Below are 23,232 nucleotides of genomic sequence, written 5' to 3' on the forward strand. Positions count from 1 at the left end.
CAGTGTATCCGCCCGTTTTGGGGCGCAGAAAAGTGTCCGGCGGGCGAGCCGCCGGATCCGGTTTCGATGAAATGGACGTCCCGCGCCGGGGGCCGCCTCCGGCGCGGGACGGCAAGGCTCAATCGTCGACCGAGACTTCCCAGAGCCGGGCGTTCGACTGCCAGACCGGCTGTCCCTTCAGCTTCTTCGTGGCGCCCCAGACGTCGACCATGTCGTAAAGGAAGATGCCGGGCATTTCCTTCAGCATCAGTTCGTGAAACTCGTCGAAGATCGCCTGGCGCTTGGCCGGATCCGCCTCGACATGGGCCGCCTTCATCAGCTCGATCGCCTTCGGATCGTCCCACATCAGCGAGGCGTTCTTGTCCTTGTCGCCGACATAGAAGGCATACATCAGCGCCGGATCGAGACGCGGGGCGACGGACTGCGAGATCACCTGGTAATTGCCGGAGCGGCGGCGATCGACCTGGGTCGCATAGTCCAGCACCTCGATCTGGATGTTGAGGCCGACCTGCTGCATCATGGCCTGCGCCATCACGGCCGCCGGGAAGCTCGGCACATTGCCGCGCTTGTTGGCAATGATGGTGATCGGCTCGCCATTGTAGCCCGCATCCGCCAGTTCCTTCCTGGCAGCTTCCAGATCATAGGGCAGGCGCTTCTTCTGCGTTTCGCTGAAATAGACCGAATCCTGCGAGACCATCGAGCCGTTCGCCTCGCCCGTGCCGTTGGAGGCGGCCGCGGCAAGCTCGTCGAGATCGAGCGCCATCGCCATGGCGCGGCGCACGCCGGGCTTGCTGAGGACCGGATCGCGCGTCTGGATGTAGAAGAGGTTCTTGCCGTTGTTGCGCGAGACGATGAGCTGCGTCTTGTCGCTCTCCTTGAATTCGGGGATCAGGTCGGGCGAGATCTCCGCCGTGTCGAGCACGCCGGATTCCAAGCCCGCCTTCACGGTCGAGGCATCGGGAATGACCATGAACTTGACGCCGTCGGCGAGCGGCCGCTTGGAGCCGACCATGCCGTCCGGCTTGCCGTCGTTTGCCGGCGAAACATAGTCCGCAAAGCGGGTGAGATGGATGTATTCGCCCTTCTTCCACGCGTCCCACTGGAAGGGACCGGTGCCAATCGGCTTGTCGAAGACGCCGTCCGCAGAAACGCTCTCCGGCGAGATCATGCCGGTATAGCCGCATTCCGGACGGGACATCAGGCCGAGGAAGACGGCGGACGGGTTTTCGAGCGTGATCTCGACCGTCTCTGCATCGAGCGCCTTGACGCCGGCTACCGGCGCCGCGCCGCCCTCCGTGAAGTCCTTCACGCAGGTCCATTTCGTTTCGGGGTTCAGGTAACGCGTCCAGTTCCACACCACGTCGTCCGCCGTCAGCGGCTTGCCGTTGTGGAACGTCACGTCCGTGCGCAGCTTGAACGTGTAGGTGAGCCCGTCGGCGGATGTCTCGAAGCTCCTGGCGAGAAGCGGCTTCACCTCGCCGCTGTTGTTGTAGCCGACGAGGCCTTCGACGATATGCAGGATCACGCCGTCCGTATTGCCGTCGCGGTTGACGCCGGGATTGTTGCTGCGCAGGTCCGAGCTCTGCGCGACGGTGATGTCGCGCGCGGCGGCGATATGGACCATGGCAAGCAGCGCCGTGCCCGAAAGGAGAAGTTTCTTCATTGTTCTACCCTCTTTGCTGTCGTTGATTTTCAAGCCTGGAAGCCGTCCCAGCAGGCGCGCGAGAGCCTGCCGATGGTCTCGAGCGCCATCGTGTATCCCGGCGTGCCGTCAGGCATGACCTGCGGCACCTCGTCGGTGAAGGCGGCGATGATGTAGAAAGGGGCGCCGTCGCGATAGACGATGCCGGCATTCATGCGGCCGCGCTTGCCCGTGCCGCCCTTGTGTGCCACGACGGTGGCAAAGGGCAGGCGCGAGGGGATCGCGTAACGCAGGATCTGGTTCTTTAGCGTCTGCAGCGCATAGGCGCAGAGCTCCGGCGACGTGCCGAGCCGCGCGGCGGCCTCGGCCGAGGTCTGCGCGTCGAGGATCGTCTGGAGGAGGAACGCCTGGTCGCGCGCAGTCGTCGTGGTCACCGAGGTCAGCGCGTGGTCCGGGGCCAGCGCCAGCGGGGGAATGAGGAAGCGGTGATGCGTGCCCGTCAGGCCGATGGACTTGCAATAGGCATCCACCTCTTCGAGGGTCAGCCGCTCGAACACCATCTTGGTGCAGACATTGTCGCTCAGCACCATCATGCCGGTGATGGCATCGCGCAGCGAGATGACGAGGCCGGGCGTCATGTAGCGCAGCATGCCGCTCGCCACTTCCTCGGCAAAGCGCGCCTCGTAGGTGATCTGTTCGTCGAGATCGAGCCGGCCCTCGTGCACCGCCTTCAGCGCGGCCATCATGATCGAGGTCTTGCGGGTGCTGGCCGAAGGGGTCTCTTCATCCGCGCGATGCTCGATCGTCTCGCCGGTCTTCAGGTTGCGGACGAAAAAACGCGTGACGAAAGGCTGCGCATTGCAGATGTCCGCCAGCCGCGCGGCGACGGGGCCGTGATGGGAAGAGGTTTCCACGTCAATTCTCCAGGCGCCACTTGAGTGTCACGCCGCCCTTCTCGTTCTGGTCGAGGGCGGGGATGGCCGAGAGGAGCCGGCGCGTATAGGCCTCCTTCGGGCTGTCGAAGATCGTGTCGCGGTCGCCTTCCTCGATGATCCGGCCGTCCTGCATGACGACGACGCGGTCGGCGACCTGCTCGACGACGCCGAGATCGTGGCTGATGAACAGGCAGGAGAAGCCGTAGCGCTTCTGCAGGTCGGAGAAGAGGTCGAGCACCTGTGCCCTCACCGTCACGTCGAGGGCGGAGACCGGCTCGTCGGCGATGAGGAAGCGCGGGCGGCGGGCGATGGCCCGGGCGATCGCCACGCGTTGGCGCTGGCCGCCGGAAAGCTCGTGCGGATAGCGCTCGGCATAGTCCGCCCCGAGACCGACCTCCTCCAGCGTTTCGAGCGCGCGTTTGCGCTTGGCACTCACATCGAGGCCCGGCACCAGCCGCAGCGCTTCCTCGACCAGCGCCAGGATGGTCATGCGCGGATCGAGCGAGGAATAGGGATCCTGGAAAACCATCTGGCAGTTCAGGCGATAGTCGGTCCAGTCCGCTTCGCGCGAGCGGCCCTGGAACCGGATCTCGCCGCCGCTTTGCTTGACGAGGCCGGCAATGGTGCGGCCAAGCGTCGTCTTGCCCGAGCCGGAGCCGCCGACCAGCGCCACGACCTCGCCCTCGTGGATATCGACGCTGACGCCCTGCAGTGCCCGCTTCGCCTTGCCCCGGCGGAACAGCGACCTGCGACCGGCATAGTCGACCATGACATTGCGGGCCGAGACCATCGGCGCCTTGCTCATGTCGATGGCGCGGGCCTCGCCGCGAAAAGGCAAGGAGGAAAGCAGCTTCTTCGTATAGGGGTGCTGCGGAGCCTCCAGCAGGTCCTCCGTCCGGCCCGCTTCGACGATGGCGCCCTTTTCCATGACGACGATGCGGTTCGTGTAACGCGCCACCATGGGAAGGTCGTGGCTGATCAGCAGCACGGCGGTGCCCTCGGCCCGCGTCAGCTCCACCATCAGCTCCATCACGTCGCGCTGGATGACGGCGTCGAGCGCGGTGGTCGGTTCGTCGGCGATCAGGAGCGCCGGCTTCAGCAGCATGACGGAGGCGAGCATGATGCGCTGGCGCATGCCGCCGGAGAATTCGTGCGGATAGGCGGTAAGCGCCCCTTCCGGATCGCGGATACCGACCCGCTTCAGCATGTCGAGGATGCGCGCCCGACGCTCCTCGGGCGAAGCCTTGGTATGAAGGATCAGGCCCTCTTCCAGCTGCCGGCCGATGGTCATCGACGGGTTGAGCGAGGTCATCGGCTCCTGGAAGACGACGCCGATCTCGGCGCCGCGCAGGTTCCGGAGTTCCCGGTCCTTCATGGCGAGGACATCGCGCCCCTTGTAGCGTACCGATCCGCCCTTCACCCGGATGGCCGGCGGCAGGAGCGCGATCAGCGCACGGGTTGCCAGCGTCTTGCCGGAGCCGCTCTCGCCGACGATGCCGAAGATCTCGCCCGGAGCGATATCGAAGGCGATGGACTGGACGACCTCGCGGCCGGTCCCGGCGACTTGAAGCGAGAGGTCGCGAACGGTCAGAAGCGTATCCGTCGTCATTTCAGGCCCCTCATGCGCGGGTCGAGCTTGTCGCGAAGGGCGTCGCCCAGGAGATTGATGCCGAGCAGCGTCAGCGCGATGCAAAGGCCGGGAAACAGGCCGAGCCAGACGGCCTGCTCGACGAAGGGACGGCCGGCCGCCAGCATGTTGCCCCAGGTCGGGGCCGGCGGCGGCACGCCGAGGCCGAGGAAGGAGAGCGCGCTTTCCGACAGGATCGCCCAGCCGAACATGGAGGTTGCGAGAACCGTGATCGGCGCCAGGCAGTTCGGCAGGATGTGGCGGACCATCGTGTAGAGTTCGCCATTGCCCATCACCCGCGAGGCCTCGATGAACTCCCGTTCGCGCAGCGACAGCACCGCGCCGCGCACGACGCGGGCCATGGAAGGCGTATAGGCGATGCCGAGCGCGAAGATGATGCCGTACTGGTTGGCGCCGAAGACGGCGAGCAGGCCGAGCGCCAGCAGAATGCCGGGAAAGGCGAGCAGCGCATTGTTGACGGCCATGATGACGCCGTCGACCCAGCCCCGCGCATAACCGCTGACAAGGCCGATCAGCGTGCCGCAGATCGTGGCGAAGCCGACGGTCAGCGCGCCGATCCAGACGCTGGCGCGGGCACCGACCATCAGGCGGCTCAGGACGTCGCGGCCGAATTCATCGGTGCCGAGCAGATGGTCGGCACCCGGCGCGGCGAGGCGGGCGGTGAAGGACAGCTTCATCGGATCGAAAGGCGTCCAGACGAGGCCGAGGGCGGCGGAGAGGAGCAGGATGGCGATCAGGATGCCGCCGATGAGCCCGTTGAAGGTGAACTTTTTCATTCGGCGACAACACGCGGATCGAAGAGGGGATAGAGCAGGTCGACGACGAGGTTGACCAGCACGTAGGACAGCGAGACGAACAGAAGGCACCCCTGGATGACCGGGTAATCGCGGGCGAAGATGCTGTCGACCATCAGCCGGCCGAGGCCGGGAATGGTGAAGACCGTCTCGATGACGGCGATGCCGCCGAGCAGGTTGCCGAGGATCAGGCCGATCATCGTCCAGGTCGGGCCGAAGGCATTCTTGAAGGCATGGCGCCAGAGCACGGCTCCCTCGGAAAGCCCCTTGGCCCGGGCATGGGTGATATAGTCGAGGCGCAGCACTTCCAGCGTCGAGGCGCGCGCCATGCGGATCAGCACGCCCGCCTCGTGGATCACCAGCGTCATGATCGGCAACACGAGATAGAGCATGCCGCCGGCAAGATCGTCGCGGATCGACACGTAGCCGAGCACCGGCAGCCAGCCGAGCTTGAGGCCGAAGAACAGGAGAAGCAGCAGGCCGAGCCAGAAGGTGGGGATCGACAGCAGCACCGTGGCGGTGCCGACCAAGGCAAGGTCCGTCAGGCTGTTCTGGCGCCAGGCGGCGATGACGCCGGCCGGCACGGCGACCAGGCTGGCGAGAAGAACGGCGACGACGACGATCTCGGCGCTGACGAGGAAGCGCGACACCACCAGCGGCAGCACCGCCTCGTCGTTGACGATCGACCGGCCGAAATCACCCTGCAGCACATTGCCGGCCCAGATGAGGAACTGTTGCGGCATGGACTTGTCGAGGCCGAGCTCGGTGCGCATCTCGGCGATCTGCTCGGGCTGGGCCATGTCGCCCAGCATGAGGGCGGCAGGGTCTCCGGGAATGAAGCGGATGAGCGCGAAAACCGTCACCGACACGAGCGCGATCGTCGGCAGGGCCATCACGAGACGGCTCAGGATGAATCTCAGCATTGTTTCCCCACGATTGGGGCCGACTTTCCTCTCGGCCGCCATCGGTTTCGTTGGATTGACTATGACGGAATGAATAAAACTGCGCAATATTATGCGATTTTGTCATACTGTTATGCAGACTTGCGAGCACTGCCCATCGCCGCCATCGATGGAAGCCAAAAGCTATCAACTTGATTTCAATGGCGTTCCTGCGAAAGCAGAATCTGCCGCTTGAGCGCATCGCTCAAGGCCTGGGCCGCAATCGAGAGCGGCATCCCGGCGGCGCGGGCCAATCCGAATTCCTGCGTGGTCTGCGGCACGAACGGGCGGTGGACCACCGGAAGATGGCGATAGAGATTCGCATAGAAGCTGCTGATGATCGTGATCCCCAGCCCGTGCGCCACATAGGAGCAGGCGGAGCTGTTGGTGTGCGTCTCGATCTTGACCATCTGCTTCACGCCGGCCCGTTTGAAGACCTGGTCGAGCGCCATGCGGTTCGGGCGCTGCCGGCCGATGAGGACGAGGGGTACGTTCCGCAGATCGCGGACGGTGACCTCCTCCAGTCCGGCCAGCGGATGGTCCTTCGGGATGACGCAGACGCTTTCGCCGCTGGCGACCTTCTCGACGGCGATGCCCGGCCCGACCTCGCCCTCCAGGCGCAGGAAGCCGAGGTCGATCACCCGTTCCCCGACCAGCTTGTTGATCGCCGTCGTCGATTCGAAGAACGTCTCGATGCGCACGCCCGGAAAGTCCCGCACATAGTCGAGCAGCATGGCCGGCGCGAAATTCTCCCACATGCTGCTCGGCAGGCCGATGCGGACGATCTCCGGCCCCGAGGCGCCGTTGCGCAGGTCCTCCGCATGCCCCGCCATGCGATCGACGGCGAGCAGCACGTTTTCCGCGTCCCGCGCAAGGATCACGGCCTCCGGCGTCGGGATGAGCCGCCCCTTGTCGCGGGCGAACAGGGTCAGCGCCAAATCCGCCTCGAGCTGCGCCAGCAAGCGGCTGACACCCGACTGGCTGAGCCCCATGGCCTTGGCGGTCGCGATGGTCGAGCCGGTGGAAAGAAGCGTGCGCAACACGTCGAGCTGCCTGATGTTCATGATGCCGGCACCCTCAAGGCAAGATCGATCACGCCGCCGATGCGCTGAAGGACGAAGGCGGCAGCCCTCGCAGCACATTCCCGTCGCTGCCGGAAAGGCAATAAGTCACCGGCAGCGCCTGTTCAAGCGCGATGAAGCGCAGGTACCACGAACAAAGCCAGGGTCCGCCGTCGCGAGCCCGCGACGGCAACGGCGTCATGGGTCCCGACGGGCTTCAGGCTCCGTCGATCTGCCGCTTCTCCTTCGCATAGCGCACCAGCGCGAGGAAGCGGTAGATGCCGTGCACGAACTTGCCATAGGGCATGGTGACGAACAGGCTGAAGACGACGCCGAGATGCAGGGCGAGCAGCAGGCCCATGGCCGGCGTGGCGCGCAGGACGAGCAGCAGGAGGCCGGTCAGGCTCGTCAGGAACAGCATCACGAGGAAGGCGACGTCCATGCCGGTGCGCGAACCGTCCTTGAGAACGGGATCGCGCCGCCATTTCGCGTGGAGCAGGCCCGCCGGCCCGACGAGGAGGCCGATGCCGCCGAGCGTGCCGAGCACGACCGGCAGATCATAGACCGGGTAGGGGGCTTCGAGGCCGAGAAGGTAGTGGTAGAGCGTCGCCGTCGAGGTCGCGGCAAAACACAGGAGGAAGCCGTAGAACGTCATGTGATGGTAGAGGCGCCGCCGGTCGGTCGGCCGGTCGTCCTCGTTCATGCAGCCGACCCCGCCGCCATCGAGGTAACGCAGGCTTCCCGCATCGCGGACTGCCTGCCAGATCGAGGCGGGTTCCCCGAGCGTGCCTGCGGGCTCGCCGATATCCTTCCAGAAATTGCGGATGCCCATCGCCATCGCCACCACGGCATAGGCGAAGGCCGCGCCGAAGAGCAGCGCCATCGCATTGTGCGGCATCAGCTTGTAGAAGGCGCCAGGCCCGGTATGCACGCCGAAGAGCACGGCAGGATCGTGCCAGGCGGCAAAGCCGGCAATGAAGAGCGCGACGCTCAGCGCCGCGATCAGGCTGATCGCCAGCCCGTTGCGATGGAAAAGGCCGGAAAAGGCACGCGGCCAGGCATAGGTCCGGTAGGAATCGTTGCGCACGATCGCCAGCGTCTTCGGCACGTTCACGTCGAACTCGTGCGGCGGCGAGAACTGGCAATCGTGGAAGCAGGCGCCGCAGCTGTGACAGAGGTTGGCAAGATAGTTGAGATCACCATCCGAGAAGGCCCGCCGCATTTCCATGGCCGGAAAGACGGCACAGAGCCCCTCGCAATAGCGACAGGAATTGCAGACCGTCATCAGGCGGTCCGCCTCGGCAAGGCTTGCCGTCGCATGGGCCGGCTGGAGCGGAGTGTGGATGTTCATGCGGCCTCCGGGGACTGGCTTGCGGACGAAACGAGACGGGCGGCCTCCCGCCCGGCAATGCGGCCGAAGACGCTGCCGATCGTCATGCCGATGCCGGCGGCATAACCCTGGCCGAGCACGTTGCCGGCCATGATCTCGCCGGCGGCGAACATGTTGGCCGCCGGGCGGCCATCCACCATCATCATGCGCGCCGCCCGGTCCACCTTGACGCCGAGATAGGTGAAGGTGATGCCCGGCCGGACCGGATAGGCATAGAAGGGCGCCGTCTCGATGCGCCGCGCCCAGTGGGTCTTGGCCGGCTCGAGGCCCTCGGTGCGACAGTCGTCGAGGGCCGTATGGTCGAAGGTGCCGGGCCGGACCGCGGCGTTGAAACCGGAGACCGTACGTTCAAGCGCCGCGGGCGCAAGGCCCAGCTTCTCGGCAAGCCCGCCGATCGTATCGGCTTCCACCGGCGGGAAGAGGGACGGCATGAAGAGTTCGAGCGAGGGCGCGTCGAAGACGATATAGGCGATCTGGTCCGGCTGGGCGGCGACGAGCCGCCCCCATATGGCATAGCGCTTCGGCCAGACATCCTCGCCCTCGTCATAGAAACGTTCGGCATGCCTGTTGACGACGATGCCGAAGACGACGCAGTCGAGGCGCGTGATAATGCCGCCGTCGAATTTCGGCGCACGCGCGTCGATCGCGACGGCGTGGCACTGGGTGGGATCGCCGATCTGCATCACGCCCCTGTCGATCAGCATCCGCAGCACCGTGCCGCGATTGTAGGGCGTGCCGCGGATCAGGAAATTTTCGGCGATCTCGCCCCAGCCTTCCTTCAGCCAGTCGATGTTCGCCTCGAAGCCGCCGCTGGCCGCGATGAAGGTCTTTGCGCGGATGGAGACGTCCCTGCCGGCATGCCGCACGATGGCGGAGCGGAACCGTGCGCCCTCGATCGCAAGGTCCACGACTTCGGCGTCATAGACGATCTCGACGCCGAGGCTTTCGGCCGTCCGGTAGAGGGTGTTGAGCATCGCCCGCCCGCCGCCTAGGAAGAAGGAATTGGTGCGCCCGAGGCTGAGCGTGCCGCCGAGGGAGGGCTGGAAGCGCACGCCCTGCTCGACGATCCAGGTCAGCATCTCCTTGGATTCGGCGATCATCATGCGTGCCAAAGCCTCGTCCGTCCGGCCGCCGGTCACGCGCAGCAGGTCGTCGAAGAACTCCTCCTCGCTGTAGGGACCGGAAAGCGTTTCGGTCGCCGCATCGTGCGCGCAGCGCATGTTGCGGGTGTGGCGCGTGTTGCCGCCCCGATAGAAACGCGGCGCACCCTCGGCAATGAGCACCCGCGCGCCGGCCCGCCGGGCGCTGATCGCCGCGCAGAGCGCGGCGTTGCCGCCGCCCGTGATGAGCACGTCGTAGTCTGTCGAACCGTCAAGCATGCTGGAGCCGTTCCGCCTTTGCTGCACTGCGTTGTTCATACTGCACACATTTGTATACAGTCAAGCACGGGACGAACGAGCGCCTGCTTCCGCACGGCATCGATCGGTAAATCGCAAATGAAAACAGGGCCTCGCAATTGGAGAAGCCCCCATTCGCCGAACGGCAGTATGCAAATGGATACATTGCTGTAGCGGGGCGCCCGGAAATTATCTATAACGCGGTCGCCACGCCAGCGGTCGGCGTGAATTTGATGTTCAGCGCCGAACACGGGGAGAGATTTCCGGGTACGGACAGCGGAAATGGCCGCACCCGCATCCCGCAGGCGCTTTGGCGCGAGGGCGTTCGTACGTCAGTTTCTGGCGACCAGACGGAACGGGGTATAACGTGTCCAGATCCCTAGACAGTTTCCATTGTCGTTCGACCTTGACGGTGAACGGCACCGACTATGTGTATTACAGCCTGCCGAAGGCCGAGGCGAACGGGCTTGCCGGGGTCTCCAAGCTGCCCTATTCGATGAAGGTGCTGCTGGAGAACCTGTTGCGCTTCGAGGACGGCCGCTCGGTAACGAAGGAGCACATCCTGTCGGTCGCCGAATGGCTTTCCAACAAGGGCACGGTCGAGAACGAGATCGCCTACCGCCCGGCGCGCGTCCTGATGCAGGATTTTACCGGCGTTCCGGCGGTGGTGGACCTTGCGGCGATGCGCGATGCGATGGTCTCGCTCGGCGGCGATCCGGAGAAGATCAACCCGCTGGTGCCGGTCGACCTCGTCATCGACCATTCGGTCATCGTCGACGAGTTCGGCACGCCGACCGCCTTTGCCCGCAACGTGGAGCTGGAATACGAGCGCAACGGCGAGCGCTACCGCTTCCTCAAATGGGGCCAGCAGGCGTTCAAGAACTTCCGCGTCGTTCCGCCCGGCACGGGCATCTGTCATCAGGTCAATCTGGAATATCTGGGCCAGACGGTTTGGACCAAGGACGAAGACGGCGAGATCATCGCCTACCCGGATACGTGCGTGGGCACGGACAGCCACACGACGATGATCAACGGCCTCGGCGTTCTCGGCTGGGGTGTCGGCGGCATCGAGGCGGAGGCGGCCATGCTCGGCCAGCCGGTCTCCATGCTGCTGCCCGAGGTCATCGGCTTCAAGCTGACGGGCAAGTTGAAGGAAGGCGTGACGGCGACCGACCTGGTGCTGATGGTCGTGCAGATGCTGCGCAAGAAGGGCGTGGTGTCGAAGTTCGTCGAGTTCTTCGGCCCCGGCCTTGACAACATGACGCTGGCCGACCGCGCGACGATCGGCAATATGGGCCCGGAATACGGCGCGACCTGCGGCTTCTTCCCGGTCGATGCCGAGACGGTCAACTATCTCACCATGTCGGGCCGCGAAGAACAGCGCATCGCGCTGGTCGAGGCCTATTCGAAGGCTCAAGGGATGTGGCGTGACGGCGACGGCTCCGACCTCGTCTTCACCGACACGCTGGAGCTGGACCTAGGCGACGTGGTTCCGGCCATGGCCGGCCCGAAGCGCCCCGAGGGCCGCATTCCGCTGGAGAACATCGCCTCGGGCTTTGCGAGCGCGATGGAGAACGACTACAAGAAGCCGGGCCAGCTCGAGAACCGCTATCCGGTCGAGGGCACGGACTACGATCTCGGCCATGGCGACGTGGCGATCGCCGCCATCACGTCCTGCACCAACACGTCGAACCCGTCGGTGCTGATCGCCGCCGGGCTTCTCGCCCGCAACGCGGTCGCGAAGGGTCTGAAGACCAAGCCGTGGGTGAAGACGTCGCTGGCGCCGGGATCGCAGGTCGTCGGCGAATACCTTGCCAAGTCCGGCCTGCAGGCCGATCTCGACGCGCTTGGCTTCAACCTCGTCGGCTTCGGCTGCACGACCTGCATCGGCAATTCCGGCCCGCTGCCGGCGCCGATCTCCAGGACGATCAACGACAAGGGGCTGATCGCCGCGGGCGTCCTGTCGGGCAACCGCAACTTCGAGGGCCGCATCTCGCCGGACGTGCAGGCGAACTACCTCGCCTCCCCGCCGCTCGTCGTGGCTTACGCGCTGGCCGGCTCCGTGCAGAAGGACCTGACGAGCGAGCCGCTCGGCGAGGACAAGGACGGCAAGCCGGTCTACCTCAAGGACATCTGGCCCTCCTCCAAGGAGATCCAGGCCTTCATCATGAAGTATGTCACGCGCGAGCTCTACGCCACGAAATATGCCGACGTGTTCAAGGGCGACGCCAACTGGCAGGACGTGCAGGTGCCGGCGGGCCAGACCTATGCCTGGGACGACCAGTCGACCTATGTGCAGAACCCGCCCTACTTCGTCGGCATGGGCAGGACCGGCTCGGGCCTTTCCGACATCAAGGGCGCGCGGGTGCTGGGCCTGTTCGGCGACAAGATCACCACCGACCACATCTCGCCGGCCGGCTCGATCAAGGCGGCCTCGCCGGCCGGTGCCTACCTGATCGGCCATGGCGTCGGCGTCGCCGACTTCAACCAGTACGGCACGCGGCGCGGCAACCATGAGGTGATGATGCGCGGCACCTTCGCCAATATCCGCATCCGCAACCACATGCTGGGGCCGAACGGCAAGGAGGGCGGCTACACGATCCACTATCCCTCCAAGGAGGAGATGTCGATCTACGACGCGGCGATGAAGTACAAGGAGGAGGGCGTTCCGCTCGTCATCTTCGCGGGCGTCGAATACGGCAACGGCTCCTCGCGCGACTGGGCGGCCAAGGGCACCAACCTTCTCGGCGTCAAGGCCGTGATCGCCCAGTCCTTCGAGCGCATCCACCGCTCCAACCTCGTCGGCATGGGCGTCGTGCCCTTCGTCTTCGAGGACGGCACGACCTGGGCGTCCCTCGACCTCAAGGGCGACGAGACCGTCACCATCGAGGGCCTGGAAGGCGACATCAAACCGCGCGAGAAGAAGATCGCGAAGATCACCTATGCCGACGGAACCGTCCGCGACATCCCGCTCCTCTGCCGCATCGACACCCTCGACGAGGTCACATACATGAACAACGGCGGCATCCTACAAACCGTCCTCAGAGACCTCGCTGCCTGACGAAACGACGGGCACCGGGTCGCGACCGATCCGGTGCCCATCCATGCAAGGCGGCGGCGCTGCCGCCGAACGATGCCGCGCCGGGTCTTTCACCCGGACAATCCCGAGTTCTCCATGACCGTTGTTCTCTTCGCCGGCATGACCGTCACGGTTTTCCTGACATCGCTGCTCTCAGGCATTTTCGGCATGGCTGGCGGGATGATCCTGCTCTGGGTCCTCCTGTTCCTCGTGCCCGTCGCGACCGCGATCGCCGTGCATGGCCTGGTTCAGATGGTGTCGAACGGATCGCGGGCCTGGTTCTCGCGCGACTATCTGGACTACCGCATTCTCGCGACCCTCACGGCCGGCCTCTTCAGCGCCGCGATCCTGCTCATCCTCGTCGCCTATCGCCCGAGCCTCATCGTCGTCTCGATCGTCGTCGGCCTCCTGCCGATCCTCGTCTGGCTGCCGCTCGGCAAGCTGGAGCTCGACGCCTCGAAACCGCTGCACGCCTTTACCTGCGGCTTCCTGTCCGGCGGGCTGGCGATCGGCGTCGGCGTTTCCGGGCCGAGCATCGACGTCTTCTTCATCCGCACCAACATGGACCGGCGCACGGTCATCGCCACCAAATCCGCCATCCAGTTCCTCACCCATGCGACCAAGGTGGCCTTCTACTGGGATGCGGCGATGACGCTCTCGTCGGAGGGCTGGCTGGCGATCGCCGCGGCCGTGCCCATCGCCGTATTGGGAACGCGCTCCGGCAACATCATCCTGCACCGCATGACGGATGCCAATTTCCGCGCCTGGACGCGCTGGATCGTGACGGGGATCGGCGCCGTCTATTTCGTTTCGGGGATCATGCAGCTCGCCTGAGGGAAGAGCCCGGGCGGGGAGGAGGGAAGATGACACAGATTTTCATACCGGCCGTCTTCTATCGCGGCGGCAGCAGCAAGGGCGTCTTTTTCCATGCCCGGCACTGTCCGCAGGACCCGGCCGCGCTCGACCGGATGCTGCTCTCGGCGCTCGGCAGCCCCGACCCCTACGGCCGCCAGCTCGACGGCATGGGCGGCGGCACCTCGTCGCTGTCGAAGGCCGTCATCATCGGCCCGCCGACGCACCCGGACGCCGATGTCGACTATACGTTCGCGCAGGTCGCGGTCGACCGCCCGGTCGTCGACTGGGGCGCCAATTGCGGCAACCTCTCCTCGGCCGTCGGCCCCTTCGCGGTCGATGAAGGGCTGGTGCGCGCGGCGGACGGCGAAGCGCTGGTGCGCATCCACCAGGTCAACACGAAGAAGATCATCCATGCCCGCTTTCCCGTACGCAATGGCAAGGCCGTGACGGCGGGAGATGCCACCGTGGACGGCGTCGCGGGAACGGGGGCGCCCATCGCGCTCGACTTCCTCGATCCCGGCGGCACGGTGACATCCGGCCTCCTGCCGACGGGGCAGGTCATCGAGAGGGTCGAGGTCGACGGCCGCATCTTCGAAATGTCGCTGGTCGATGCCAGCAATCCCGTCGCCTTCGTGGCGGCGGAAGACGCAGGTCTCACCGGATCGGAACATCCCGACGCCATCGAGGGCAATCGCGAGGCCATGACGCTGCTCGACCGGCTGCGCCGCGCCGCCGGCGTGCGGATGGGACTTGGCTCGACGCCGGATGGCGTCGGCCTTGCCAATCCCAAAATCGCCGTCGTCTCGGCGCCTGCCCCCTTCGTGACGCTCGACGGCCGGACCGTCGGCGGCGAGGCGCAGGACATCGCCATCCGCATGCTCTCCATGGAACGCGCGCACCGGGCGGTGACGCTGACCGGCGCCATGTGCCTTGCCGTCGCCTGCCGGATCGAAGGCTCCCTGCCGCACCGGCTCTGCTCCAGGGACGCCGGCACGCAAGCCATCCGGATCGGCCATCCCTCCGGCATCGTCGCGGCCGGCGCAACCGTTTTCCCGCGCGGCGAAGGTTGGCATGTCGAGAGCGGCCGGGTCTACCGCACCGCGCGGCGCCTGATGCAGGGCGAGGTGGCCGTGGCCCCGTTCGACGGGGAGGGGAAGCCATGAGCCTCGGCGCGGCGGAAAGGCCGCTCCGTGACCTCCTCAATGCCATCGGCTGGGACGATGCGCCGGTCGAACGCCTCACCATCGAGGAGCGGCCCAAGGTGCTCGCAACACCCTGGCCGGTCGCGCCGCTCGCCGCGGCGGTGCTCGGGGCCGTGGGGCTGGCCGCCTCGCGCATCCGCGAGCTGAGGACCGGCGAGCGCCCGCGCATTTCGCTGGACATGCGGGAGGCGGAGCTTGCCATGGCGAGCTCCAGCTACCTGCTGGTGGACGGAAAGCCGGCCAAATTCCGCGATCCCTTCACCGGCTTCTATGAGGCGGCGGGAGGGGAATGGGTCTATCTGCACGGCAACTTCCCCCATCTGCGGGACGGGCTGCTCGCCCTCCTCGGCGTTGCCAACGATGCCGATGCGGTGCAGGCGGCGGTGGCCGAACGCCGGGCGGACGATATCGAGGCCGAAGCGATCCGGCGCGGCCTGTGCGCCGCCCGGGTGCGGGAACGCGCGGCGTGGCTGCGCGAACCGCAGGCCGCGGCCATCGCCGCACAGCCTCTCGTACATCTCGAACGAAACGGGACAGCGGCCATGCCGCTACCGCCAGGCGGCGAACGGCCGCTTTCCAGCCTGCGCATGCTGGACCTCTCCCGCGTCATCGCCGGCCCCATGGCGGGCCGAACGATGGCCGAGCACGGCGCGACGGTCATGCGCATCGCCAGCCCCCGTCTTCCCTCGATCCCCTCCCTCGTGATCGACACCGGCTTCGGCAAACACGCGGCCTTCGCCGAGCTGGACACCGCGGAAGGGCGGGCATCCTTGCGGGCGCTTGCCGCCGATGCCGATATCGTCCTCGATGCCTACCGGCCGGCATCGCTCCGCGGTCGCGGCTTCGGCCCCGATGATCTCGGCCGTCTCAATCCGCACCTCGTCCACCTCTCGCTGTCCGCCTTCTCGCTGCAAGGCCCCTGGCAGGGGCGCCGGGGCTATGACAGCCTCGTACAGGCGACGACGGGCATGGCGGCGGAGGGACGCGAGGGCAGGGGACCGGCGCTGCTGCCATGCCAGCCGCTCGACTACCTTACGGGCTACCTTGCCGCCTTCGCCGCCATGCTCGCCCTCATCCGGCGCCACGAGCAGGGCGGGCAGTGGCAGGCGACGCTTTCGCTTGCCGCGACCGCGCACTGGATGTGGCGCATGCGCGATGCCCTGGGTGACGACGCCGCGTATCCGTCCGCCAACCCGGAGGTCGCCGCCGTGGCCGATCTGCTCGACACGCACGACACCGCCTTCGGCCGCGTCACCGCCCTGCGGCCGGCGCTTCGTTTCGACGGCATGCGCACCGCCTGGAGCCGCATCCCCGTGCCGCTCGGCAGCGATCCCGCCCACTGGCCGCAATCATGACGGCGGCGCGGGCGGCGGCGCACCGAAGCGCTTCAGGTCTCGCTTTTCGTGATGATGAGGCGGGCTTCCAGCGCGGCCTTGATGTGCGCGGCGGCCGCCTTTTCCGCCCCGTCCGCATCGTGCCGGCGGATTGCGTCTATGATTGCGACATGTTCGTCGGTCGCCGTCGTCGTGCGGCCCGGCTGGATGAAGGTCGTGTCCGGCAGCAGCGCGATCGTCTCCTGCAGGTCTTCCACCGCCTGGCGGAGGTAGCGGTTGCGGGCGGCGTCGTAGAGGCGCGCATGGAACTGCCGGTTCCACTGGGCGGCGACCTTGGGGTCCTCCGAGGCGGCGAATCGGGTATTGAGCCGTTCCAGATTGGCGATCTCGGCCTCTGTCGCATGGCGCGCGGCAAAGCGGGCGACGATACCCTCCAACTCCTCGCGCATCGCATAGAGCTCGAAGATCTGCTGCATGGAAAGGATCGAGACGGCGACACCCCGGCCGGGCGCCGCCTCCAGCAGGCCCTTTTCCTGCAGGCGGCCAAGCGCCTCGCGCACCGGCGTGCGGCTGACGCCGAGGCGGGTCGCCACCTCCTCCTCGCGCAGCGGATCGCCCGGCCGGTAGATGCCGTCGCGAATGGCCGTCAGAATGGCCTGGTAGGTGCTCTGGCCGCGCGTCTTGGAAAGCAGGTCCTTGGATGCGGTCATGACTGGCTCTCCCGTCCGTGTGGACTTTCCGGCTACAGAAGGAAAAAGGCGTTGTCCACGGGGTTGTTTAATTGCATGCCATTGGATGCAAAGCAAAAGCGAAATGGTACGACCTGTGTCGAAGCATGAAATCCCACCCTTGAAGACGGCCGGGCACGGCAAGACCGTCCCGCTGCTTCATACCCTGCGCACGCTCGCCATCGGCACGGTCGGCGGCTGGTGCGGCTATATGCTCGGCCTGCCGCTCGGCTGGCTGCTCGGCGCAATGGCGCTGACCATGGCGCTGGCGGTTGCCGGCGTGCGCGTGAGCGCCTCGCCGAAGCCGCGCGCGGCGATGATCGCGGTGGTGGGGCTGATGGTCGGCAGCGCCTTCAAGCCGGAGGTGCTGCGCCAGGCGACCGAATGGCCGGTGAGCCTTGCCGCGGTCGCCGTCTATACGGTCATCGTCGCGGCGTTCGGCATCGTCGTGTGCCGCCGCCTCGGCCGGCTCGACCCGGCGACGGCGGCCCTGAGCGGCATGCCCGGCGGCCTCAGCGAACTGATCTCCATGGCGCCCTCCTTCAAGGCGGATGTGCGCAGCGTGAGCATGGTGCATGCGACGCGCCTCGTTCTCCTGATCACCATCGTGCCGCTGTCGCTCACCCTTTCGGGCGCGCTTGCCGCGCTCACCGGACGCACGGTCGACCGGACGATGCACTGGGCGCTGACGCTCTCGGCCCTCGACGCCATCGTGCTCGCCGGCTGTGCCATGCTCGGCATCTTCCTTGGCCGCCGCCTCCGCCTGCCGGCGGCGAACCTCACCGGCCCGCTGGTGCTGAGCGCCGCCGCCCACATCACGGGCCTGACGGATGCGGCGGTGCCCGATCTCGTCATCGCCGTCGCACAGGTGGTGATCGGCGCGACGATCGGCCAGCACTTTGCCGGCGTCGCGCGGCGCACCATGCTGACCGGCGTGGTGCTCGGGCTGGTGCTCACCTGTTTCAGCCTCACCATGGCCGCGCTCTTCGCCATCGCCTTCGACCGCTATCTCGACATCCCCTTCGCGCTCGGCCTGCTCGCGCTGGTGCCGGGCGGGCTGCCGGAGATGAGCCTGATCGCCATCTCGCTCAATGCGGATCCGGCCTTCGTGAGCCTACATCACCTCTGCCGCGTGGTCATCGTCGTTCTGGCGGCGCCGTCGATCCTGCCGCTCTGGTTGCGGTTGTCGGGCGGGGAGGGTAAGGGCTGAAGGCGAAAGGCGGGTGTTGCCGAGGCGCGATGCCCTCCTCGCCAACCGTCGCTACCCGCAAGCAACAGGAACCGATAGGCCATGGATATCGAGCAACCCCCAATCGGTGGAACGTGCCATGATCCTGGTCATCCTTTCCAACATCGCCTCGGCCATCGAGCGCCACCTCGCCTTCGTCCGGCGCTGCGCGGACTATTCGCTGCATCGTTTCGACGCGCGCCTCATGGCGCGGGTGTACCGCGACTTCGGCTTGGCCGACCCATCCCCGCCGCCGGCGGCATCGGAGGTGCGCCATGCAGCCCTTCGATCCGGTAACGGCGCGCCTCGTCGTCGCGGTCTCCCGGTACGGATCCATCGGGCGGGCGGCGGAGCATGAGAACATCGCGCCGTCCGCCGTCAGCCGGCGTATCAGCGAGCTGGAGGCCCGGCTCGGCGTCGCGCTGTTCGACCGCTCCCTGCAGGGCGCGCGCCTGACGCCGGCGGGCGAGGTCTATGTCGCCGGCTGCCGCGAGATCCTGCGGCAGGTCGCCGACCTCAACACGCAGATGGTCGATTTCTCGGCGGGCACGCGCGGCTCGCTGCGGCTCGCCTGCACCAGCTCCTCGCTGTCGGGCCGGCTGCCGGAGCTTCTGGCGGCCTATGCGCAGAGCCATCCCGGCATCGGCCTCGACATCCAGGAAATGTCGGCGGCCCTCGCACTCGCCGCGATGGACGACGGGCAGGCGGACATCGCCTTCGTCGCCGACAACAACGATGTCGCGCGCTTCGAGACCGAGGTCTTCGAGGACGACAACGTGCTCGTCCTGTGCTCGCCGGATCATCCGCTGGCCGCGCGCCTGCAATCGGGAAAGCCGATCAGCTTCGATGCGGTGGCCGAACACGAGGTGGTGGGCATCCACCAGAGCGGCGCGCTCGACCGGCTGCTGAACGAAGCCGCCGCCCGCAGCGGCCGGGCGCTCGGCGAGCGGGTGCGCGTCGAAACCTTCCCGTCGCTTGTGCGGATGGTGGAGGCAGGTTTCGGCATCGGCTTCCTGCGCTCGACGAGCCTGCATCTGCTTGCGGGAACGGATGTCATCAGCGTGCGCCTGTCGGACGCATGGGCGAGCCGAAAGCTGCTTTCCGTGCGGCGCGGGTCGAGTCCGCTCTCCCGGCCCATCCGCGAGTTCCTGGCGCTGGCCCGCAAGCGCTAAGGATCGAAGCGGGGACGCGGAATTCCATCCGGAATTTCTGGATACAATAGTATACATTGGCATCCATGGCTGATAGTCCATGATGTCGTGAGCCGCGGGCTTCTGGAGGAGGATGGTCGAATGCAGGCGAAGGATGGAACGATCGTGCATGCGGATGCCGCTCGGCTGGAGGCCGCGGTGGCGGCGATCTTCGCCGGCCTCGACGTCCCCGCGCAGGACGCGGCCACCGTCGCGCATTATCTGGTCCTCGCCGATCTCCGTGGCGTCGGCACCCACGGCATTTCGCGCATTCCCGTCTATGCGGACCGCCTGCGCCGCGGCCTGGTGCGCGCCCGGCCCGATATCCGCATTTCGCATCCCATGCCCGCCGCCGCACATGTCGACGGCGATGACGGCCTCGGCTTCGTCGTCGCCCGCCGGGCCATGCAGGAGGCGATCGCCGCGGCGGAACGATGCGGCATCGGCATGGCGAGCGTCCGCAACAGCGCCCATTTCGGCATGGCCGCGGCCTATCTCCTGGAGGCGATCGATGCCGGTCATGCCGCCTTCGTCTTCACCAACGCCTCGCCCAGCATGCCGGTCTGGGGCGGGCGCACGCCCTTCCTCGGCACCAGCCCCTTCGCCTTCGGTGCACCGGGCGGCGAGGGCTCGCCGCCGATCGTGCTCGACATGGCGACCTCGGTCGTCGCGCGCGGAAAGATCCGCCGGGCGATGCAGGCGGGCGAACCGATCCCGGCCGGCTGGGCGCTCGACATCGACGGCCGGGAAACGACGGATGCCCGCCGGGCCTATGAGGGCATCGTGCTGCCGCTCGGCGGCGCGAAGGGATCGGGACTGTCGCTGATGATGGAAGTCCTTGCGGGCGTGATGAGCGGCGCGGCCTATGGCGGCAAGGTGGGCGACCAGTATCGCGATCTCGACCGGCCGCAGAATGTCGGCCACAGCTTCATCGCCTTCCGGCCCTCGCTGTTCCTCGGCGAAGCGGCCTACCATACGCGCATGGACGATCTCGTCAGCCGCGCCCGCGCCTGTCCGCGGGTGGATGACGACCAGCCGATCCTGATGCCGGGCGAGCCGGAGGCGAACCGGATGAAAACACGGCTGGCCGAGGGAATCCCGCTCACCGCGGCCGACCTTGCCATGCTGCGTGAGCAGGCGGGCCTTGCCGGCCTCTCGATCGACCTCGACACGCTTGGAAAGGCCTGAGCCATGCTGCGGATCGCGATCCTCGACGACTATCAGGATGTGGCGCTCACCCTTGCCGACTGGGCCTTGCTCGGCGACGACTGCGAGATCGTCCGCTTCGGCCGCAACCTTGCGAGCGAGGACGAGGCCGCGGGCGCACTCGCCGGCTTCGACGTGCTGTGCCTCATGCGCGAGCGCATGCCGCTGTCCGCTGCGCTGATCGAGCGGCTGCCGGCGCTGAGGCTGATCGTGGTCACCGGCGCGCGCGTGCGCACCATCGACATGGAGGCCGCCGTCGCCCGCGGCATCACCGTCTGCCACACCCATGCCGGCGAATCCGCCCATGCGACGCCGGAAATCGCCTGGGGGCTTATCCTCTCGCTCGCCCGGTCGATCCCGGAAGAGCACGCCCGCATCCGCGCCGGCGGCTGGCAGCACACGGTGGGAACCGTGCTCGGCGGCAAGACGCTGGGGCTGGTCGGGCTCGGCAAGCTCGGTGGCCGCATGGTGCCGATCGCCAAAGCCTTCGGCATGGAGGTGATCGCCTGGAGCCAGAACCTGACGGACGCGCGCGCCGCGGAGGCCGGCGCCCGCCGCGTCGACAAGGAGACCCTGTTTCGCGAGGCCGACGTGGTCTCGCTGCACCTCATTCTCGGCGAGCGCAGCCGGCACACCGTCTCCGCCGCCGAACTCGGCCAGATGAAACAGGGAGCATGGCTGATCAACACCGCGCGCGGCCCGCTGGTCGACGAGGCGGCGCTGGTGGAAGGGCTGCGGCAGGGCCGCATCAAGGCCGGGCTCGACGTCTTCGACATCGAGCCGCTGCCGGCCGATCATCCGCTGCGCACCATGCCGAACACCGTGCTGACGCCGCATCTCGGCTATGTCACCGAAGGCGCCTATGCCGCCTTCTACCGCGACACGGTGGACAATATCAGGGCCTGGCGCGACGGTGCGCCCGTGCGGGTGCTCGCCGCACCGAAGACGGAGGAAAGAACGTGACGGACATCATCAAGACGGCGGATCTGGTCGACAGCAACGATGCCGAGGTGCGCTTCTGCGAGATGCAATGGAAATCCTACGGCCGGCGCAAGGGCTTCCATGGCGAGATCGTCACGCTGAAGACCTTCGAGGACAACCGACTGCTGCGCGCGACGCTGGAGGAAAGCGGCACGGGCAAGGTGCTCGTGGTCGATGGCGCCGGCTCGCTGCGCTGCGCGCTGGTGGGCGACCAGATCGCCGCCCTCGGCCAGGCGAACGGCTGGCAGGGCCTCCTGATCAACGGCGCGATCCGCGACAGCGCCGACATCGACGCCATGGATTTCTGCGTGATGGCGCTCGGCCAGGCGCCCAAGAAGAGCGGCAAGACCGGCCATGGCGCCCGCGACGTGCCGCTCGTCTTCGGCAATGTCGAATTTCGCCCGGGGGCCTATCTCTATGCGGATGCCGATGGCGTGCTGGTGGCGGACGGACCGGTGCATCCGGCCGACTGACCAGGGCCACGCGAGGAGGCGAAGTTGCTGCGGCACCGGGGCAGGCGCTCCGGTGCCATTTTCCTTGCCGGCCTAGCCGAGGGCCGCAACGACCGTTTCGGTGAACTGCGCCGTGCCGAGCGGTCCGCCAAGGTCCCGGGTGCGGGTGGCGGCATCGGCAAGAACCCGGTCGATGGTCTCCTCGATGAGGGCCGCAGCTTCGATGTAACGCGCGTCGCCGGCGCGTTCGCCGTGCCAGCGCAGCAGCATCGCGGCCGACAGGATCATCGATGTCGGGTTCGCCTTGTCCTGCCCGGCGATATCGGGTGCCGAGCCGTGCTGGGCCTGCGCGGCGGCATGATCGGCACCGGCATTCAGCGAGCCGGCGAGGCCAAGGCTGCCGGAGAGCTCGGAGGCGAGATCGGAGAGCGTGTCGCCGTAGAAATTGGTGGTGCAGATGACGTCGTAGCGGCTCGCATCGCGCACGAGCAGCGCCGCCATCGCGTCAACCAGCACCTCTTCGAGCTCCACGTCGGGATAATCGGCGGCGACCTTGCGCACCTCCTTCAGGAAGAGCCCGTCGGTCAGCACGAAGGCATTGGCCTTGTGTACCGCCGTCACCTTGCGGCGGCGCGCCCGCGCCAGCGCGAAGGAGGCCCTGGCGATGCGTTCGATCGCCCTTGCCGTGACCTTGCGCATCGAGATCGCCACGTCCTCCGTCGGCATGTATTCGCCGGTGCCGGCAAACATGTTCCGATCGGGATACATGCCCTCCGTCGCCTCGCGCATGATGACGAGGTCCATGTCCGTGCCGCGGTGGAAGACACCCTTGCGGGTGCGGGCCGGGCGGATGTTGGCGAAGAGGTCGAGCTGGGTGCGGAAGGCGGCCGAGACGTTGATGCCGCCCCTGTCGCGCGGCGGATAGTCGAGATGGGAGATCGGGCCGAGCAGGGTTCCGTCCATGCCGCGGGCCTCGTCGAGCAGATCCGCGGGCAGCGTCGTGCCGGTCTTCTCCAGCGAGACGAAGCCGATGTCGCGCGTCGTGTAGCGAAAGCCGAAGGCGAAGCGGCGGTCGACGGCATCCAGCACCGCGACGGTGGCGCCGACGATTTCCGGGCCGATCCCATCACCCGGAAGAACAAGCAGTTTCATGATTCCATAAACTCCAG

General features: G+C 66.9%; 20 protein-coding genes. 10 read left to right on the forward strand and 10 right to left on the reverse strand.

Features of this window, described 5'->3' with window-relative positions:
• Positions 1 to 118: 118 nt before the first annotated feature.
• The 8 genes from WMC41_RS27315 to tcuA form a co-directional block, all read right to left on the reverse strand.
• Complete coding sequence (locus tag WMC41_RS27315; protein WP_244770699.1) at positions 119 to 1,663, reverse strand: ABC transporter substrate-binding protein; 1,545 nt, start codon at positions 1,661 to 1,663, stop codon at positions 119 to 121.
• A gap of 29 nt (positions 1,664 to 1,692) precedes the next feature.
• Entirely contained in the window at positions 1,693 to 2,556 is an 864-nt protein-coding gene (locus tag WMC41_RS27320; protein WP_244770700.1) for a serine hydrolase, read from the reverse strand.
• A gap of 1 nt (position 2,557) precedes the next feature.
• The gene (locus WMC41_RS27325; RefSeq protein WP_432349439.1) at positions 2,558 to 4,186 is read right to left on the reverse strand and encodes an ABC transporter ATP-binding protein; all 1,629 of its coding nucleotides are present in this window, start codon (positions 4,184 to 4,186) and stop codon (positions 2,558 to 2,560) included.
• The gene (locus tag WMC41_RS27330; RefSeq protein WP_244770702.1) at positions 4,183 to 5,001 is read right to left on the reverse strand and encodes an ABC transporter permease; all 819 of its coding nucleotides are present in this window, start codon (positions 4,999 to 5,001) and stop codon (positions 4,183 to 4,185) included. The genes WMC41_RS27325 and WMC41_RS27330 overlap by 4 nt, the downstream gene beginning before the upstream one ends.
• Positions 4,998 to 5,942 carry an ABC transporter permease gene (locus WMC41_RS27335; protein ID WP_244770703.1) on the reverse strand — a complete coding sequence of 315 codons (945 nt, stop codon included), beginning with the start codon at positions 5,940 to 5,942 and terminating at the stop codon, positions 4,998 to 5,000. Before WMC41_RS27335 ends, WMC41_RS27330 begins: the two co-directional genes overlap by 4 nt.
• A 176-nt stretch (positions 5,943 to 6,118) precedes the next feature.
• The gene (locus WMC41_RS27340) at positions 6,119 to 7,024 is read right to left on the reverse strand and encodes a LysR family transcriptional regulator (protein WP_432349440.1); all 906 of its coding nucleotides are present in this window, start codon (positions 7,022 to 7,024) and stop codon (positions 6,119 to 6,121) included.
• Between the two features lie 214 nt (positions 7,025 to 7,238).
• Positions 7,239 to 8,372 (reverse strand): tricarballylate utilization 4Fe-4S protein TcuB, encoded by a 1,134-nt coding sequence (tcuB, locus tag WMC41_RS27345; RefSeq protein ID WP_432349441.1) that lies wholly within the window; start codon positions 8,370 to 8,372, stop codon positions 7,239 to 7,241.
• Positions 8,369 to 9,790, reverse strand: a complete 1,422-nt coding sequence (gene tcuA / locus WMC41_RS27350) for an FAD-dependent tricarballylate dehydrogenase TcuA (protein WP_432349442.1) — start codon at positions 9,788 to 9,790, stop codon at positions 8,369 to 8,371. Before tcuA ends, tcuB begins: the two co-directional genes overlap by 4 nt.
• Before the next feature lie 385 nt (positions 9,791 to 10,175).
• On the opposite strand from tcuA, the gene acnA reads away from it, so the two are divergent.
• From acnA to WMC41_RS27370, 4 genes are all read left to right on the forward strand, one after another.
• Positions 10,176 to 12,869, forward strand: a complete 2,694-nt coding sequence (gene acnA, locus WMC41_RS27355; RefSeq protein ID WP_432345939.1) for an aconitate hydratase AcnA — start codon at positions 10,176 to 10,178, stop codon at positions 12,867 to 12,869.
• Positions 12,870 to 12,983: 114 nt separating this feature from the next.
• Entirely contained in the window at positions 12,984 to 13,721 is a 738-nt protein-coding gene (locus WMC41_RS27360; protein ID WP_244770279.1) for a sulfite exporter TauE/SafE family protein, read from the forward strand.
• Positions 13,722 to 13,750: 29 nt separating this feature from the next.
• Entirely contained in the window at positions 13,751 to 14,905 is a 1,155-nt protein-coding gene (locus WMC41_RS27365; RefSeq protein WP_432349443.1) for a 2-methylaconitate cis-trans isomerase PrpF family protein, read from the forward strand.
• Positions 14,902 to 16,299 carry a CoA transferase gene (locus tag WMC41_RS27370; protein WP_432349444.1) on the forward strand — a complete coding sequence of 466 codons (1,398 nt, stop codon included), beginning with the start codon at positions 14,902 to 14,904 and terminating at the stop codon, positions 16,297 to 16,299. Before WMC41_RS27365 ends, WMC41_RS27370 begins: the two co-directional genes overlap by 4 nt.
• Positions 16,300 to 16,331: 32 nt before the next feature.
• On the opposite strand, the gene WMC41_RS27375 is transcribed toward WMC41_RS27370, so the two are convergent.
• On the reverse strand, positions 16,332 to 16,988 hold the full coding sequence (locus WMC41_RS27375; protein WP_244770276.1) for a GntR family transcriptional regulator: 657 nt from the start codon (positions 16,986 to 16,988) through the stop codon (positions 16,332 to 16,334).
• A gap of 139 nt (positions 16,989 to 17,127) precedes the next feature.
• Here WMC41_RS27375 and WMC41_RS27380 point away from each other — a divergent pair, with 139 nt between their 5' ends.
• From WMC41_RS27380 to rraA, 6 genes are all read left to right on the forward strand, one after another.
• A complete protein-coding gene (locus WMC41_RS27380; RefSeq protein ID WP_432349445.1) occupies positions 17,128 to 18,216 on the forward strand; it encodes an AbrB family transcriptional regulator in 1,089 nt (362 codons plus the stop codon).
• 118 nt (positions 18,217 to 18,334) lie between these two features.
• Positions 18,335 to 18,592 (forward strand): hypothetical protein, encoded by a 258-nt coding sequence (locus tag WMC41_RS27385; protein WP_244770274.1) that lies wholly within the window; start codon positions 18,335 to 18,337, stop codon positions 18,590 to 18,592.
• Positions 18,510 to 19,406 carry a LysR family transcriptional regulator gene (locus tag WMC41_RS27390; RefSeq protein WP_064333882.1) on the forward strand — a complete coding sequence of 299 codons (897 nt, stop codon included), beginning with the start codon at positions 18,510 to 18,512 and terminating at the stop codon, positions 19,404 to 19,406. Before WMC41_RS27385 ends, WMC41_RS27390 begins: the two co-directional genes overlap by 83 nt.
• Before the next feature lie 120 nt (positions 19,407 to 19,526).
• Positions 19,527 to 20,612: an Ldh family oxidoreductase gene (locus WMC41_RS27395; RefSeq protein WP_432349446.1), complete on the forward strand. Its 1,086-nt coding sequence runs from the start codon at positions 19,527 to 19,529 to the stop codon at positions 20,610 to 20,612.
• A 3-nt stretch (positions 20,613 to 20,615) separates the two neighbouring features.
• On the forward strand, positions 20,616 to 21,593 hold the full coding sequence (locus tag WMC41_RS27400; protein ID WP_432349447.1) for a D-2-hydroxyacid dehydrogenase family protein: 978 nt from the start codon (positions 20,616 to 20,618) through the stop codon (positions 21,591 to 21,593).
• Entirely contained in the window at positions 21,590 to 22,084 is a 495-nt protein-coding gene (gene rraA, locus WMC41_RS27405; protein WP_432349448.1) for a ribonuclease E activity regulator RraA, read from the forward strand. Before WMC41_RS27400 ends, rraA begins: the two co-directional genes overlap by 4 nt.
• 72 nt (positions 22,085 to 22,156) lie before the next feature.
• Here rraA and WMC41_RS27410 read toward each other — a convergent pair whose 3' ends face one another.
• On the reverse strand, positions 22,157 to 23,215 hold the full coding sequence (locus tag WMC41_RS27410; protein ID WP_432349449.1) for an isocitrate/isopropylmalate dehydrogenase family protein: 1,059 nt from the start codon (positions 23,213 to 23,215) through the stop codon (positions 22,157 to 22,159).
• Positions 23,216 to 23,232 lie beyond the last annotated feature (17 nt).

Origin of the sequence: Shinella yambaruensis, from assembly GCF_050859155.1 — a bacterium.
Classification (GTDB): Bacteria; Pseudomonadota; Alphaproteobacteria; order Rhizobiales; family Rhizobiaceae; genus Shinella; species Shinella yambaruensis.

What these genes read in the sequence shown, in the direction of transcription:
- WMC41_RS27315 (WP_244770699.1), bottom strand. Translation starts at nt 1,663, where the DNA reads ATGAAGAAACTTCTCCTTTCGGGCACGGCGCTGCTTGCCATGGTCCAT.
- WMC41_RS27325 (WP_432349439.1), bottom strand. Translation starts at nt 4,186, where the DNA reads ATGACGACGGATACGCTTCTGACCGTTCGCGACCTCTCGCTTCAAGTC.
- WMC41_RS27330 (WP_244770702.1), bottom strand. Translation starts at nt 5,001, where the DNA reads ATGAAAAAGTTCACCTTCAACGGGCTCATCGGCGGCATCCTGATCGCC.
- WMC41_RS27335 (WP_244770703.1), bottom strand. Translation starts at nt 5,942, where the DNA reads ATGCTGAGATTCATCCTGAGCCGTCTCGTGATGGCCCTGCCGACGATC.
- WMC41_RS27340 (WP_432349440.1), bottom strand. Translation starts at nt 7,024, where the DNA reads ATGAACATCAGGCAGCTCGACGTGTTGCGCACGCTTCTTTCCACCGGC.
- tcuB (WP_432349441.1), bottom strand. Translation starts at nt 8,372, where the DNA reads ATGAACATCCACACTCCGCTCCAGCCGGCCCATGCGACGGCAAGCCTT.
- tcuA (WP_432349442.1), bottom strand. Translation starts at nt 9,790, where the DNA reads ATGCTTGACGGTTCGACAGACTACGACGTGCTCATCACGGGCGGCGGC.
- WMC41_RS27360 (WP_244770279.1), top strand. Translation starts at nt 12,984, where the DNA reads ATGACCGTTGTTCTCTTCGCCGGCATGACCGTCACGGTTTTCCTGACA.
- WMC41_RS27365 (WP_432349443.1), top strand. Translation starts at nt 13,751, where the DNA reads ATGACACAGATTTTCATACCGGCCGTCTTCTATCGCGGCGGCAGCAGC.
- WMC41_RS27370 (WP_432349444.1), top strand. Translation starts at nt 14,902, where the DNA reads ATGAGCCTCGGCGCGGCGGAAAGGCCGCTCCGTGACCTCCTCAATGCC.
- WMC41_RS27375 (WP_244770276.1), bottom strand. Translation starts at nt 16,988, where the DNA reads ATGACCGCATCCAAGGACCTGCTTTCCAAGACGCGCGGCCAGAGCACC.
- WMC41_RS27385 (WP_244770274.1), top strand. Translation starts at nt 18,335, where the DNA reads ATGATCCTGGTCATCCTTTCCAACATCGCCTCGGCCATCGAGCGCCAC.
- WMC41_RS27390 (WP_064333882.1), top strand. Translation starts at nt 18,510, where the DNA reads ATGCAGCCCTTCGATCCGGTAACGGCGCGCCTCGTCGTCGCGGTCTCC.
- WMC41_RS27395 (WP_432349446.1), top strand. Translation starts at nt 19,527, where the DNA reads ATGCAGGCGAAGGATGGAACGATCGTGCATGCGGATGCCGCTCGGCTG.
- WMC41_RS27400 (WP_432349447.1), top strand. Translation starts at nt 20,616, where the DNA reads ATGCTGCGGATCGCGATCCTCGACGACTATCAGGATGTGGCGCTCACC.
- WMC41_RS27410 (WP_432349449.1), bottom strand. Translation starts at nt 23,215, where the DNA reads ATGAAACTGCTTGTTCTTCCGGGTGATGGGATCGGCCCGGAAATCGTC.